This window comes from Variovorax davisae (genome assembly GCF_030316845.1).
In the GTDB taxonomy this organism is placed as follows: Bacteria; Pseudomonadota; Gammaproteobacteria; order Burkholderiales; family Burkholderiaceae_C; genus Variovorax; species Variovorax davisae.
On the sequence record NZ_JASZYS010000003.1, the window covers coordinates 312503 to 326319 of the forward strand.

Annotated in this window: 12 protein-coding genes and 1 pseudogene; 8 read left to right on the forward strand and 5 right to left on the reverse strand. The window is 65.2% G+C overall.

All coding sequences use genetic code 11. The features are described 5' to 3' along the window. The first annotated feature begins 422 nt into the window (after positions 1–422). Positions 423–665 (forward strand): DUF3606 domain-containing protein, encoded by a 243-nt coding sequence (locus tag QTI33_RS08940; RefSeq protein WP_286505427.1) that lies wholly within the window; start codon positions 423–425, stop codon positions 663–665. Between the two features lie 177 nt (positions 666–842). Next, positions 843–1592 carry an alpha/beta hydrolase family protein gene (locus QTI33_RS08945; protein WP_286505429.1) on the forward strand — a complete coding sequence of 250 codons (750 nt, stop codon included), beginning with the start codon at positions 843–845 and terminating at the stop codon, positions 1590–1592. A gap of 869 nt (positions 1593–2461) precedes the next feature. Here QTI33_RS08945 and QTI33_RS08950 read toward each other — a convergent pair. After that, the gene (locus QTI33_RS08950; protein ID WP_286505430.1) at positions 2462–3127 is read right to left on the reverse strand and encodes an HAD family hydrolase; all 666 of its coding nucleotides are present in this window, start codon (positions 3125–3127) and stop codon (positions 2462–2464) included. Positions 3128–3160: 33 nt separating this feature from the next. Then, positions 3161–3424, reverse strand: a complete 264-nt coding sequence (locus QTI33_RS08955) for a hypothetical protein (protein WP_286505431.1) — start codon at positions 3422–3424, stop codon at positions 3161–3163. A gap of 665 nt (positions 3425–4089) precedes the next feature. On the opposite strand from QTI33_RS08955, the gene QTI33_RS08960 reads away from it, so the two are divergent. The 3 genes from QTI33_RS08960 to QTI33_RS08970 all read left to right on the forward strand — a co-directional run bounded on the left by QTI33_RS08960 (position 4090) and on the right by QTI33_RS08970 (position 7185). Beyond that, complete coding sequence (locus QTI33_RS08960; RefSeq protein WP_353506316.1) at positions 4090–4776, forward strand: exodeoxyribonuclease III; 687 nt, start codon at positions 4090–4092, stop codon at positions 4774–4776. A gap of 209 nt (positions 4777–4985) precedes the next feature. Next, positions 4986–5378, forward strand: a complete 393-nt coding sequence (locus QTI33_RS08965; protein WP_286505432.1) for a hypothetical protein — start codon at positions 4986–4988, stop codon at positions 5376–5378. Beyond that, the gene (locus QTI33_RS08970; RefSeq protein ID WP_286505433.1) at positions 5347–7185 is read left to right on the forward strand and encodes a RecQ family ATP-dependent DNA helicase; all 1839 of its coding nucleotides are present in this window, start codon (positions 5347–5349) and stop codon (positions 7183–7185) included. Before QTI33_RS08965 ends, QTI33_RS08970 begins: the two co-directional genes overlap by 32 nt. An 82-nt stretch (positions 7186–7267) precedes the next feature. Here the strand turns inward: QTI33_RS08970 and QTI33_RS08975 are convergent, their stop codons facing one another. Both QTI33_RS08975 and QTI33_RS08980 read right to left on the reverse strand, forming a co-directional pair. Continuing rightward, positions 7268–7705 carry a DUF3597 domain-containing protein gene (locus QTI33_RS08975; RefSeq protein ID WP_286505434.1) on the reverse strand — a complete coding sequence of 146 codons (438 nt, stop codon included), beginning with the start codon at positions 7703–7705 and terminating at the stop codon, positions 7268–7270. Between the two features lie 219 nt (positions 7706–7924). Next, positions 7925–9714 (reverse strand): annotated as a pseudogene (locus QTI33_RS08980) (thiamine pyrophosphate-requiring protein). 262 nt (positions 9715–9976) lie between these two features. Between QTI33_RS08980 and QTI33_RS08985 the strand changes: the two are divergent. The 3 genes from QTI33_RS08985 to QTI33_RS08995 all read left to right on the forward strand — a co-directional run bounded on the left by QTI33_RS08985 (position 9977) and on the right by QTI33_RS08995 (position 13421). Continuing rightward, on the forward strand, positions 9977–11224 hold the full coding sequence (locus QTI33_RS08985) for a PQQ-dependent sugar dehydrogenase (protein ID WP_286505435.1): 1248 nt from the start codon (positions 9977–9979) through the stop codon (positions 11222–11224). Between the two features lie 15 nt (positions 11225–11239). Beyond that, positions 11240–12736: a superoxide dismutase family protein gene (locus QTI33_RS08990; RefSeq protein WP_286505436.1), complete on the forward strand. Its 1497-nt coding sequence runs from the start codon at positions 11240–11242 to the stop codon at positions 12734–12736. Positions 12737–12827: 91 nt separating this feature from the next. Next, positions 12828–13421, forward strand: a complete 594-nt coding sequence (locus QTI33_RS08995) for an alpha-ketoglutarate-dependent dioxygenase AlkB (protein WP_286505437.1) — start codon at positions 12828–12830, stop codon at positions 13419–13421. Positions 13422–13458: 37 nt separating this feature from the next. Here the strand turns inward: QTI33_RS08995 and QTI33_RS35120 are convergent, their stop codons facing one another. After that, positions 13459–13776, reverse strand: coding sequence for a DUF2934 domain-containing protein (locus QTI33_RS35120; protein WP_353506329.1), 318 nt, complete (start codon positions 13774–13776; stop codon positions 13459–13461). Between the last annotated feature and the right edge of the window lie 41 nt (positions 13777–13817).

The following is a 13817-nucleotide window of genomic DNA, read 5'->3' on the forward strand; positions in this document are numbered from 1 at the left end:
GTGGCCCTCCCGCCCAGGCAGACGCGATGACGCCCGGACTTAGGAGGTCGATCGGCGCGTGGAAATGGCCCAGCCGACGGGTGGAGCGCCGAGTGATCTACTGGCAGTACTCTCACTGACAGAGGGGGTTGCGGGCCGGGGAGTGCGTCAGATGCGCAGCGGGTGACGGCCACAAGCGACGGAGACGAAGTGGCTGGAGGCTTGTTTTTGTGCGGCTGAAGTGTGCCGTTTTGGAAAACTTGAAAGGTAAATGGACGTGTCGACCGCACGAAACTGCCCACGGCGCGCGGCGCGCCAGAGCTGCCGCGATCCGTGGGACGCGTGCGCATTTGGCCGAGTTCCTCTATCCACGAAAGACTACAAAACCCGGGCGCCGCGAGCTCTAATCTTCCTCGCCAAGCAACAGCCGCCAGAGGGTGACCATGTCCGATCAAGACCTCCCCATCGCTCCCAACTCCGTTGGGCCCGACAGCATCGACCTGAATTCAGACAGCTCCGTCACCGAGTGGGCAGAAAAGCTCGATGTGACTGCGGCGCAGTTGAAAGAAGCTGTTGCGGCTGTCGGAAACCGCGCCACCGATGTCGAGATGCACTTGAAGGGTTCCCGAAGCACAACGAATGTCGAGCGCGTCGACGAGGCCATGAACCCTGACGCCAATAGCTGATGTGATGTCGAATCCCCGGATTATCCGGGGCCCGGCGGGGCCGGCCGCCCTACCCCGCTCCGTGATGCGAGGATCGGGTAAAGGTCAGCCGACACGCCGCGGCGCGCAACGCGTCCTTGGGCGACCGCGGGTGGCGCCATACGCGCATGTTCCCTGAGCGACTGGTCAAGGCTTCTCATGACTGACACCAAGCACGAACTCTCGATTGCCGTGGAGGGGAACGCCCGCGTTGACGGGATCATGATCGCACCCGCCAAAAAATCGCCGGGTGTCTTGCTCGTCCATGGATGGGACACCGACCAATCGCACTACCGGATCCGAGCCGAGGACATCGCGTCGCTGGGATGCGTCTGCCTCACTTTCGATCTGCGCGGCCACGGCCGGCAGGCCAGCCTTCGCGCAACGGTCACGCGCGCGCAGAATCTGCAAGATGTGCTAGCCGCCTACGACGTGCTGGCGAGTGTGTCAGGCGTCGACCCTGAATCGATCGGGCTCGTCGGCACAAGCTACGGAGGCTATCTGGCGGCCATCGTTTCCAGCATGCGAGCGGTTCGATGGTTGGCGCTGCGTGTGCCCGCGCCCTATCCAGACGACAACTGGGATCAGCCTAAGCAAAGCCTCGATCGCACAGCGCTGACCAATTACCGCAGTCAAGTGCTGCCGCCTGGCTCGGATCGTGCGCTTGCTGCCTGTCTGGGCTTTGCCGGCGATGCCCTGGTCGTAGCTTCTGGATGCGATGACATTGTCTTGTCGACCGGCATTGCCAGTTTTGTTCGATCGTTTCAGAACGTGCGGTCGCTGACTTACCGGACGATCGAAGGTGCCGACCATGCCTTGTCGGACCCCCGCAGCCAGCGGAGCTACGACGCGCTACTCACGGCCTGGATGACCGAGATGGTCCTCGGTTCCCGCAGACCGAACCCATGAGAAACGGAACCGAAATACTGTGAGACCGAGGCGATTAGGCAGCCGCTAGGAAGGCGCTTGCGAAGTTTTAGAAGGCGCGTTGTTTTCGAGCAGTGATTCGGCGCTTCCGCTGACCTCGGGTTGTGCCCCTCCATCAGCGACTCTCTTCGTCCAGTGAGCCTCAGGGTGGCCTTTACGTCGTAGTCGTAGAGCTGGCAGGATTGTCCTTGCGACGGTGCGGCATTCAGGCGATCAGCGGTCGCCAGCGCCCGTCGCCTGAGTGAAGAAGCCACGTCCTGAATGGCCATCTCGAAACACGCTAGAGAACCTCCCGTCCCGCGGATCCGCGCGATTCCATGATATGGTTGAATCCCCCTCCAGGCCGGATGCACCGGGCTCAGCATTTGACGTTTCTCTTCTGGTGCAGCGACAGGCGCTAGGATCGGGAACATGACACACCTCAGGCATATCGCAGTTTGGGTCGATGAGCCGGAACCTGGCCACTTTCACTGGGTGCTTCACGAAAGCGTTGAAGATGGATCGATCTGGGTCGACATCGCGTCGAGTCCAGAGTCTTATCTCAGTTGGATGGAGGCGTTCGATGCCGGAAGCGTAGAGCTCTTCAAGTTGGTGCCCGACGAGCGCATCGGACCCAGGGCGCCAAGAGAGAATGAAGATGCCGATCCAGTAGGTTAGATACTCCCTTATACACGTCATCAGCCTCGATGGCAGCCGGGCCAGCGCGGCCATTCCCGCTTCAGCCGCACGACGACCGCTGCTCAGAACCGTGCCCGACCGATGCCGATCCGATCGTGCGTGCACCCACCGCATCGCCTGCTGCTCGGCGTATCGTTCCGCCGCCGTCCCATACGCTTTCTAGCTCGTGTCGCTCAGGGCCAAAGCCAGGGCTCCGGCCACTTGGACAGCAGCGCAGCGGGGTCGTCATAGATGCCGATCGCGTTCGAAAAGTCACTGTCCTTCCACCACCCACCGCACCGAACGATCAGGGTGGCCACGTCGGCGCGGCGAGCCGCCTCGATGTCGTACGGCGTGTCGCCGAGCATGACGACATGCTGCGCCTTGGCACCGGTCTTTCTGAGCGCCGCGTCGACGATGTCCGGGTCGGGCTTCGAGCGACTGGCACCTTCAGACGTGGCCGCGTGTTCGATGAGATCCGTCACACCGGCCCGCTCGAGCAACGCGTCCAGCTCTGCGCCCGCCGAGGTCGCCACAATCAGATGCAACCCTTCGGCTCGCAGGCGTTCGAGCAACGCGCGGGCGCCCGTCGTCGGCTTCAGCGTCGGAAGATAGCGCTCGACAAACAAAGTCGTGCGCTCCTTCGAGATCTCCGCGTACGCCGGTTGATCCCGATCGATGCCAGTGAGTTCAGGCAGCAACTTGTCGCCGCCCTTCCCTATCAGCGGGCGGACCTGGGCAAAAGTGCATTCATGGCCATGACGCTTTAGCACCTCGACCCAACTGCGTGCATGCGCGTCGTTACTGTCGAGCAAAGTTCCGTCGACATCAAGCAGCACTGCTTTCAGCGTGATGCGCATACGCTACCCTCGGGATGATTTAAATGGCTGAGATCAGGATCGGTCATCCTGATCCCCATCGTCGTCCTCGTCCAAGGCGGCAGCTGTGACCGGGCCGACGCTCTTGTCCTCCACGTAGGCAAGCAGCGCCTCGTTGCCAGCCTCGTATGCTTCTATCCAGGAATCATACGTTTCCTCGCCGGTCTCAAGGTCGAGCCAGACAGCGGGGTCGTCCGTGCTTTCAAGCACCACCCAGAGATAGTTGTGTGCGCTCGGGTTGTCGACGAAAACGGTGAGTCGGCGGTACCGGTCGGTCATTCGAACTCTCCTGTGAAGGGGCGGCGGGCCTGCCAGCTTCGCAGTGCTGGGCTTCGGCTCTGGCATGAGGAGCACCCTACCCGGCCCTCGGTGTCCCGCTTGTCAGCCGAATCCCCGAGACGCGGGCTTTGGGGGTCAGACCCAACGCACCGGCGAGTTGGGGGCGTGCAGCCTTCCTTTGCCCCGACGAACGGTCGATGCTGGCGTGAGGAATTCTTCGAACGCGGTTTCCTGCATCGACCGGCATCTCTTCTGCGGTCTCACAGAGCTTAGCCTCTTGAACCACTTGCGCGTGGAACGCAGCTCAAGGCGCGCGGTCGCGCAGGCTCGCGGCCGCGGCCTACGACACAGCGGCGGGCGACTGTCATCCTTATACGATGATGAAGTCGCGACAAGGCCATCTCGATCTCGGCGGCGAAGGAAGGTCTGCGCCCGCGCCGGCCCGCGCGAAGCCACGCAAGACGACTTCCTCCGGAAGACGGCTATTGTTGATCGACTACGAAACCTGGCTAGCCGCCACGGGGGGCCTAGACGTCCGTGCCAATACGAAGGACCCACGCCGACCAGGCGCTTGACGAGACCATGCGGATCGCGACCTACAACATCAATGACGTGCGCAAGCGGATCGGGCCGTTGCTGGCGTGGCTCGAACGTCACAGCGCCCGATGTGGTTGCAGGAACTCAAGTGTGCCGCCTCGGAATTTCCCCGCGAACAGTTGCGCGCCGCCGGCTACAAAGCCCTGGTCGTGGGTCAGCGGACGTGGAACGGCGTGGCCATTCTGGCCAGGGGCGACGCGCCACTCGAGATTCGACGCAGCCTGCCGGGCGATCCTGCCGACAGGGAGGCGCGCTACGTGGAGGCCGCTGTCGAGGGCATGGTGATCGAGTGCTGCTACATGCCGAACGGCAACCCGCAGCCCGGGCCCAAGTTCGCGTACAAGCTGCAGTGGTTCGAGCGCTTCAACCGGCATGCCGCGTCGCTGCTGTCCGCTGGTCATCCGGTGGTGCTCGCCGGCGACTACAACGTGGTGCCGACCGATGCCGACATCTACGCCACCCGGTCGTTCCTGGACAACGCGCTGCTGCAGCCCGGGCCCCGCGCTGCCTATCGTCAGCTGCTCGAAGACGGCTGGACGGATGCACTGCATCGTCAGTCCCCGGACAAGGCGATCTACACGTTCTGGAGCTACCTGCGCAACCGCTGGCCACGCGACGCCGGCATGCGCATCGATCACCTGCTGCTCAGTCCTTCGATGGCCGCGCGCATGCGCGCGGCCGGTGTCGACCGGGCGGTGCGCGGCATCGAAGGGGCCAGCGACCACGCGCCGGCGTGGGTGGACATAGAGCGCTGACCGGCCGATGCCTGGTCCTTCATCGTTGTCCCGATCCGCCCTTTGGCAACGTCGACTCGCGATCGTTCATTTCGTCATGGTGAGCCGAGAGCCGAGGGTCGAACGTATCGCTGGCTGACCGGCCTACACGGCCTGCTGCGGGTCGGACTACGCGCATCGCGGTCGCACTCCCTAGAGTGAGCCGATCTACCAGTCCACGAAAGACAGCCATGGCGAACAGCAGCATTCTCGGAGGCGAACACGCGCCGGCACGCCGGCGAGGCACCGACGTCGACGCGCTCGGTCCGAGCGACTCCAGTGACAGCGGCAGCGACGTCCAGGCCGACCGCAACCGGTCGGCCCTTCCCGACGACGGCTCGGAGGGCGCGCTGCCGATCTCGCACGAAAGCAGCTCCGATGCAGCCGGCACCGGCGAGCGCGGGCCAGCGGATGCGAGCGAGCCGCACGCCGATGCTGACATCCTTCCCGACCGCATCGGAACGATTCCGCAGGACGCGCTCGACACGGCGGTCTCCATCGACGATCCGGAGGCCGCGACGGCGGACGAACTCGCCACCGGTGGGGATGACGATGCCGAAGACGACGACGAAGCCCAAGCCTGAGCAGGGACGCGCGGCGGGCCGCAAGCCGTCGAACCCGGTGGCGCGGGCCCTGCGCGATGTCTTCGGCCTGCGCAAGCTGCGCGAGGGGCAGCGGGAAGTCATCGCCCGGGTTCTCGAGGGTCGCCCCACGCTCGCCGTCATGCCGACGGGCGCCGGCAAATCCCTGTGCTACCAGCTGCCGGCCGTGCTGCTGAAAGGCCGTACGGTCGTGGTGTCGCCGCTCATCGCCCTTATGAAAGACCAGTGCGAGAAGCTTCGCGAGCGAGGGATCCACGCCGTTCAGCTCAACAGCCAGTGTTCGGCGAGCGAGATCGACGCCGCGCAGTCGGCGATCGAAGACGGCTTGGCACGGATCGTCCTGACCACGCCCGAACGCCTGGGCGACAAGGCCTTCGTCGCCCTGCTGCAGACCGGCGCCACCGCGCTGCTTGTGGTCGACGAGGCACATTGCATCTCGCAATGGGGCCACGACTTTCGCCCGGCCTTCCTGGAGATCGACACCGTCGTGCGGGCGCTGGGCAACCCTCCAGTGCTAGCGCTCACGGCCACCGCCAACGACGAGGTCGCCCGCGACATCATGGCGCGCTTGGGAATCCCCCGGGCCGGCCTGCTCGATACCGGCAGCTACCGCCCCAACCTGCACTACGCGGTCGAGCAGCTGGAAAGCGACGATCGCAAACGGGAGCGCACCCTGGCGCTGGTCAAGGCGACCGCAGGCAGCGGCATCGTCTACGCCGCCACAGTCAAGACAGCCACTGCGGTGCACGCAGCGCTGCTGGAAGCCGGGGAGGCCGCGGGGCTCTATCACGGCCGGCTCGGCGCGGCAGAACGCCGACAGGCGCAAGACGCATTCATGGCGGGCGAAGTGCGCGTCATGGTGGCCACCAACGCCTTCGGCATGGGCATCGACAAGCCTGACATCCGCTTCGTACTCCACTACCAGATCCCCTCCGGGCTAGACAGCTACTACCAGGAGTCGGGCCGCGCGGGCCGCGATGGCGAACCGGCCGCCTGCCTGCTGCTGTTTCATCGGCGCGACCGTGCGGTCCAGCAGTTCTTTCTCGCGGGACGCTATCCCGATGCCAAAGAATTGGATGACGTCTATGCCGCCCTGTGCTCGGGCCCGCCGGACCCCGACGGCTGGACCTTGGCGACACTGCAAGAAAAGCTGCATGCGCCCCGCAACAAGGTCCAAGTGGCGCTGGACGTGCTGCGGCAACAGCGGGTCGTGCGGCGGGCCGCAGACGGTCGGCTGTCGATCCGGCGCCCGGAGGTCGGCGCCGATGCTCTCGCCGGCATGCTCGACCTGTACCGCGCAAAACGCGAGCAGGACCAGGCGTCCCTGGAGCGAATGGTGTTTTATGCGCAGACCGGCCGCTGCCGATGGGAAGTGCTGCTCGCGCACCTGGAAGGCGAGACGCCAGCGCAGCGCTGCACCACCTGCGACAATTGCAGGCGGGTCGCCCGGCACACCGCCCAGGCTCAGGCGCAGGGAGCCACGACCGATGCAGCGCCCATGGACAAGCCCCTCGCGGGCCTCGTTCCCGACGCCATGGTCCAGGTTCGACGCTACGGCGTCGGCCAGGTGGTGACGGCCGATGCAATCGCGATCGACATCGCGTTCGCGGACGGAAGCAAGCGCTCCTTTCATCCGGACTTCGTGCAGCCAGTTCGTGGGCCTCACGGCAAATCGCGAACTCTTCACGAGGGACCAGCGGTCCAGATCAGCCTGGGCGAACTTCAGGCGAGGTCGCCGGCGGCCGCTGCATCCCAGGTGTCGTGTACCCCTCCTTCGGGACAGGGTTGAGCTCCGCCCCAAGGATCACGGTGTGATGGCGTTGAAGCCGCCGCCGCCCGCAACACCGTTGATCCGGGAACGCAGCGCCCTCTCAATCCTTCAGGTCGGCCGGGACCTTGCCACCATTGGCAGCAACCTTGGTCATGACCTGCCGATGCAGCCAGACGTTCATGGAGGCGGAGTCGTTGGTGTCGCCGGTGTAGTTGAGTTCTTTTGCGAGTTCCTTGCGAGCAGCGACGGAGCTGTCGAGGCCCAGCAGCTTCATGAGGTCGACGATGGAGGTCTTCCAATTTAGCTTCTCACTGGACTTCCCGGCCAGACCGTCCAACATGGCGCCGACGTCGACCTCACTCATCGCAGCGGGTGATGGCGCCGCCGTGGGGTTGGCCGACTCCGCGATGCTGCCGGCGGGCGCCGCTGCGGCCGCTGATCCAGCAGGGGCGGCGGGAGCACCGGGCGGCTGCGCTGGTGCATTGGCCGCGTGGGAGGATGGGAAGATCTTGCTCAAGATATTGCCGAGGATGCTCATGGTGTTCTCCGTGAAAAAGAAAAGAAGGTGTGCTCGACTTCGTCGGCTGCATGTGGGACGTTGCCGCCATGCGGCCGACGTTGATTCCGCTCCCCCTGGTTCTCATCGCGCAGAATCGGCGATGCAGCCGCCCGCCGGTCCAGGTACATGGCACCAGTTCGCCCATGCGTCGAGGCTGCCCGAGCGCCAGGACGAGGTCGAAGGTCTATGCCCAACCCGTCACCCCTTGCGAGGCAGCAGCCGCCCGAGGACCTGCCGCAGCACGCCTTTCACCATCGAGCTGCTCTGTGGGTCGCCCTTCGCGAGCGACGCCGTCAGATTGCGGGCCTGGGTCAGCGTGATATGCGGCGGCAGTGGCGGCACCTCAGGGTCGGTCTTGACCTCCAGGATCACAGGACGTCTAGCGGCCCAGGCCTGGTCCCAGGCCGGCCCCACTGCCTCGGGGCGATCGACATAGATGCCCTCCAGACCGATCATCTCGGCGAAGCGGTGATATGGCACGGCGGGCAGGGCTTGGCTGGCTTCGAATTTCGGATTGCCTTCCATCACGCGCTGCTCCCAGGTGACCTGGTTCAGATCCTGGTGTTCAAAACCATCACGATGCAGCGCGGATCAGACCAGCGCTGCCAGTATTTGGCGATCGTGATCAGTTCGGCCATGTTGCTCATCTGCATCGCCCCGTCGCCGACCACCTCGACCACCGGACGCTCGGGGTAGGCGAACTTGGCTGCGATGGCATAAGGGACCGCCGCTCCCATAGACGCAAGGCCGCCCGACAACGAACACATCATGCCGCGACGGATCCGCAGGTCGCGTGCGTACCAGTTCGCGCAAGACCCCGAATCGCTCGTGATGATGACCCCATCTGGCAGGCGCGGCGACAACTCCGTGAAGACCCGCTGCGGATTGACGGGGTTGGCCGGCGCGTCGGCGCGCTGGGCCAGCTTGTCGGACCAGTCGACGTTCCAGCTTCGGATCTCCTCGCGCCAGCCGCGGTCCTCCTTCTGCACGAGCATGGGCAGCAACGCCTCGAGCGTCGCCTTGACATCGCCCTCGAGGTTCACCTCCATCGGGTAGCGGATCGACAACATGCCGGGATCGATGTCGACCTGCACCCCGCGCGCCTGCCCTTCGGCTGGCAGGAACTCCGAATATGGAAATCCCGACCCCAGCATCAGCAAGGTGTCGCAGCGCGACATCAGCTCGTAGCTGGGCTCGGTTCCGAGCAGGCCGATCGCCCCTGTGACCCAGGGCGAATCGTCCGGCAGAACCTGTTTGCCCAGCAATGCCTTCGCCGCGCCCGCACCTAGCCGGTCGGCCACGGCAATCACTTCGTCGGTGGCATGCTTCGCACCTGCGCCTACCAGCAGCGCGACGCGGCTGCCCTCGTTGAGCACGCGCGCGGCACGCTCCAGGTCGAGCGGCGCGGGAACCACACGCGGCGCCGACCATCCGACGCCCGAAAACACCGACCCGTGCGCCCGCTCGGGTTGCTCCATCGGCAGGTCCTGCAAGTCATTGGGGAAGATGAGCGCAGTGACGCGGCGTCGCCCGAGTGCGATGCGGACTGCGCGGTCCACGAGGTGACGGACTTGGGCGGGCACGGTTGCGGTGGCGACGAAGTCGCCAGCCACATCCTTGAACATCGCCGGCAGATCGATCTCTTGTTGGTAGTGCGCTCCCAGGGCCGTGCGGGCCTGTTGGCCGGCGATCGCTAGCACCGGCATATGGTCGAGCCGGGCGTCGTAGAGGCCGGTGAGCAGGTGGGAAGCGCCCGGCCCCGAGGTGGCGAGGCAAACACCGAGCTCACCGGTGAACTTGGCATGGGCGCTGGCCATGAAGGCAGCCATCTCCTCGTGACGCACCTGCACGAATTCGAAGCGGTCGCCACAGCGGTCGAGTGCGCCCAGCAAGCCGTTGATGCCGTCTCCCGGATAGCCAAACACCCGTCGAACGCCCCATTGGTGCAGGCGTTCCCAGAAAAAATCGCTCACTGTTTGCTTGGTCATGAACCATCCATGTTGCAAAGCGGCACGGCGACGTCGGTGGGACGCCACCGCGCCGTTCTGGCAGCCAACACCGACGGGCCGCGCCGCGCCGCGCCTCGAGCCCCTGAAGACAGGAGCGGTCGAGCCGAGCAGCTTGGGACAGCATTGACGCGGAGCAGCGTCAAGCGCCGCCGATGAGCGCGCCTACACCGGGAGTGATGAAGCGCTCACAAACGGCGGGCGGCCGAGTCGCATACCGTCGCCAGCGTCAACCCACACCGTCATGAAAAAACACATCCTCCTCATCGCGCTCAGTTCGGGGCTGCCCGCCTTGGCCCAGCTGCCTCCCGGCGACGGTCCGAACCCGGTGTCGACGGTCGCCCTGGAACCGACGCCAGTCAAGTTCGACGAGGCGCTGCTCGCCCGTCTGCAATTGCCGCCGGGCTTCAAGGTCAACGTGTTCGCCAAAAATCTGCAACATGCCCGCTGGATGAACGTCGGGCCCAACGGCGACATCTACCTGAGCCGCCCCAAACAGGGTGACGTCCTGTTGCTGCGCGACGGCAATGGAGACGGGGTGGCGGATTTCCAGAAGATCGTGGCCCAGAACGTCAAGAATGTGCACGGCCTGGCCCGGCGCGGCCAGCAGCTCTTCATGGCGACGGACAAGAAAGTCCTGGTTGCAGACATCGCGGCCGACGGCAGCCTGAGCTCTCCCCGGGTGCTGGTAGACGACCTGCCCGACGGCTCGCAGCATCCCTATCGCACGCTGGCCTTCGGGGCCGACGACATGCTGTACGTGACCGTCGGCTCCCAGTGCAACAACTGCGTCGAGACCAATCCCGAGGCTGCCACCGTGCTGCGCATGCGCCCGGACGGCTCCGCACGCACGGTCTACGCACGGGGCCTGCGCAACACCTTGGGCTTCGCCTTCAACCCCGTCGGCGGGCAGCTCTACGGCTTCGACCATGGGTCGGACGACCGCGGCGACGACATCCCGCCCGAAGAGCTCAACGCCATCCTCCCCAACAAGCACTACGGCTGGCCTTTCTGCTGGGGCGACCGGCAGGTGGACGCCAAGCAGCAGAACGATCCGGAGAACAGCACCAAGGCCGATTTCTGTCCCACCACCGAGGCGCCCGTGCTGAGCTACACGGCCCATTCCGCACCGATTGGCCTGGTGTTCTACCAGGGCAGGCAGTTTCCGCCGGATTATCGAAACAGCGCCTTCGTGGCGATGCGCGGCTCCTGGAACCGAGGGCAGCCGAGCGGATTCAAGGTGGTCCGCGTTCGCTTCGATGCGGGCGGCAAGCCATTGGGCATCGAAGACTTCGCTACTGGCTGGCTGATGGCCACCCCGCCCGCGCAGCTGATGCAGCCGGGCGCAGGTCCGACCGCGGAGCAGATGAAGGCGGGGCGCCCTGCGCAGTTCGGCCGTCTCTCCGGCCTCGCGGTGGCCGCCGACGGTGCGCTTCTGGTGGCCGAAGACCAGAACGGTGTCATTTACCGAATCACCTATCCGGGCCGTTGAAGCAGGGCAACCCTCATGACCGACCATCCATCGACCGCCCTGCGCACTTCGCCGCTACTCGGCATCGTGGCTTCCGCCTGCCTCGGGCTTGCGGCATGCGCGAGCAGCACGCCACCCCTCCCCGCACCGGCGATGCCCTCCGCATCCACACCTACGGGACCTGTCGCGGTTGCCGCCTTGGTCACGCCCACGGGCAACCCTGCCGGCAAAGCCACCCTCACCACGGTTCAGGCGGGCGTCGAGATCTTCGTCGAAGCCCAAGGTCTCACACCCGGGTCGCATGGCTTGCATGTCCACGCGAACGGCGCCTGCGCACCCGGACCGGACCCGGCGACCGGGCAGATCGTCTCCTTCGGCGCCGCCGGGGGACATTTCGACCCGGGTGTCTCGCACAACCACGGTCAGCCCGGCCAGCCGATGGCCGAGGTCCATGGAGGGGACATTCGAAGCCTCCAGGTCGGCCCTGATGGCAAGGCCAGCCTGCGCTTCATCAGTCAGGAGCTGACAGTCGCTCCGGGGCGCGCGTCGGTCATGGGCCGTACCATCGTCGTCCACGCGGACCCGGATGACTACGTGAGCGACCCCGCAGGTAATTCTGGCGCTCGGCTCTTGTGCGGCGTGCTCGGCCCATCCGCCCCGGGACTGGTCAAAGCGCGCACGACGCTCGAGGGCTCGCAGGTCTTCCCCGAAGGCATCGCGCTGGATGCACGCAGCGGGGCCGCCTATGTCGGCTCCAGCGCAACGGGCGACATCTTCCGGATCCCCAAGGGCGCCGAGAAGGCCGAACTGTTCCAGGCCGGCGGCTCGCCGGGTCGCCAGGGCGCATTCGGGATGAAGGTGGACGAACAGGGACGGCTCTGGGTCGCCGGCGGCCCGAGCGGCACCCTGGCGTTGGTGGACGGCGCAGGGGGAGGAACGCTTGCGGTCTGGAAGGCGCCCGCGTCCAGGTTGAGTTTTCTCAATGATGTGGTTCTCAGCCGCGGCTACGTGTACATCACCGACTCGTTCAATCCCGTCATCTACAGGGTGCGCAACGCACCGGGCGGGGCGGCCCCATTGGAGCCCTGGCTGGATCTCTCGAACACCGCCGTACGCTACGTGCCCAACGAGGTCAACATGAACGGCATCGTGGCGTCCGAAGACGGACGCTATCTGCTGACGATCCAAATGGTGACGGGCCAGCTGTGGCGCATCGACACGCAGACGCGAGCGGTGGCAGAGGTGCGCATCGAAGGGGCGGACCTGAAGAATGGAGACGGCCTTGTGCTGCTCGACCCCACCTCGCTCTACGTCGTGCGCAACGCGAGCAACGAAATAGCCCGCGTGCGGCTCGACCCGACCTGGAGTACCGGCCGAATCGAACAGCGCCTCACGGATCCGCGACTTCACTATCCGACCACCGCCGCGGCGATTCCTGGTGGATTGATGGTGGTGAACGGCCAGCTCGACAAGCAAAAGACACCGCCTCCCCTGCTGCCATTCGATGTGGTCACGATCGCGCCGGGTCCCTGAAATCCATGATCGTGAAATCTCACGAAGAGGACGGCCGATCCAACATGGATTTACGATAGCCTCCCCTGGCTTCGCCACCGCTGGCATCCTCATGCAAACCGAACTGTTCGACAGCGGCAGCGCCGACGCGGTCCCCGAGGGCTGGGTCTACCAAGAAGAATTTCTCGGAAGGGACGAGGAATCCTCCTTGATCGAGTTTCTCCAAGGGTTGCCCCTGGCGCCGATGCAGTACAAGCAGTTTCTTGCGCGGCGACGAGGCATCAGTTTCGGAGGCCACTACGACTTCGACGCCAACCGCTTGAGGCCTTCCCCCTCGCTGCCTGAGGAACTGATGCCCCTCCGAGCGCGCGCCGCTGCGTGGCTGGACGTCGAGGCCGCGGCGATCACCCATGTCCTAGTGGCAGAGTATCGGCCCGGCACGCCTTTGGGCTGGCACCGCGACGTTCCCGAGTTCGAGGACATCGTCGGCATCTCGTTGGGTGAAGAGGGGCTGCTGGAGTTCCGGCGCTATCCCCCTCGATCGCTGCGTTCAGATCCACTCGGCGGCCGCCTGAGACTTCGAATTGCGCCACGCTCCATCTACCGCATCTCCGGCCCTGCGCGGTGGAACTGGCAGCATGCGGTGTTGGCCTCGCCGGCACTTCGCTACTCCATCACGATGAGAACGCCCAGAACTCCCACCTGATCGCCGAACTGATCGATGCCTTCAGCGCGTCCGCGCCTCACTCAGCTGATCGTTGCCGGCCAAGTTCTGCGTCAACGGCCTGCTCGGCCTCCAGCCAATCCTCGACTTCATGGCCTGGCAGCTCACCCCGACGCTTGTACGCAGCGTAAGCTTCTTCACGGATTCGACCGTGCCTCGCCTCGTCTTCGTGGCTGGGAGCCACTGCATCGAGGTTCAGATCTGTCTCACGCAGTTCTGCTTCCGTGGGTAGCGTGCCTGAAGGAAGGGGCGAAGAGGGCGTTTCACCCTCCGGCTGTGTGCTTGACGACACGTCGGATGATGGTGTCGCAGCGTCCGGGGCCAAATCCTTTGGCATATCAGGAACCTCCTTCAACGTGGGATTGCGCGCTGCCGGCG

Bases quoted from the DNA above. Each gene is read 5' to 3' on its own strand.
- QTI33_RS08970 (WP_286505433.1), top strand. From the start codon at position 5,347: ATGCCGAAGACGACGACGAAGCCCAAGCCTGAGCAGGGACGCGCGGCG.
- QTI33_RS08965 (WP_286505432.1), top strand. From the start codon at position 4,986: ATGGCGAACAGCAGCATTCTCGGAGGCGAACACGCGCCGGCACGCCGG.
- QTI33_RS08955 (WP_286505431.1), bottom strand. From the start codon at position 3,424: ATGACCGACCGGTACCGCCGACTCACCGTTTTCGTCGACAACCCGAGC.
- QTI33_RS08985 (WP_286505435.1), top strand. From the start codon at position 9,977: ATGAAAAAACACATCCTCCTCATCGCGCTCAGTTCGGGGCTGCCCGCC.
- QTI33_RS08940 (WP_286505427.1), top strand. From the start codon at position 423: ATGTCCGATCAAGACCTCCCCATCGCTCCCAACTCCGTTGGGCCCGAC.
- QTI33_RS35120 (WP_353506329.1), bottom strand. From the start codon at position 13,776: ATGCCAAAGGATTTGGCCCCGGACGCTGCGACACCATCATCCGACGTG.
- QTI33_RS08975 (WP_286505434.1), bottom strand. From the start codon at position 7,705: ATGAGCATCCTCGGCAATATCTTGAGCAAGATCTTCCCATCCTCCCAC.
- QTI33_RS08995 (WP_286505437.1), top strand. From the start codon at position 12,828: ATGCAAACCGAACTGTTCGACAGCGGCAGCGCCGACGCGGTCCCCGAG.
- QTI33_RS08945 (WP_286505429.1), top strand. From the start codon at position 843: ATGACTGACACCAAGCACGAACTCTCGATTGCCGTGGAGGGGAACGCC.
- QTI33_RS08960 (WP_353506316.1), top strand. From the start codon at position 4,090: ATGTGGTTGCAGGAACTCAAGTGTGCCGCCTCGGAATTTCCCCGCGAA.
- QTI33_RS08950 (WP_286505430.1), bottom strand. From the start codon at position 3,127: ATGCGCATCACGCTGAAAGCAGTGCTGCTTGATGTCGACGGAACTTTG.
- QTI33_RS08990 (WP_286505436.1), top strand. From the start codon at position 11,240: ATGACCGACCATCCATCGACCGCCCTGCGCACTTCGCCGCTACTCGGC.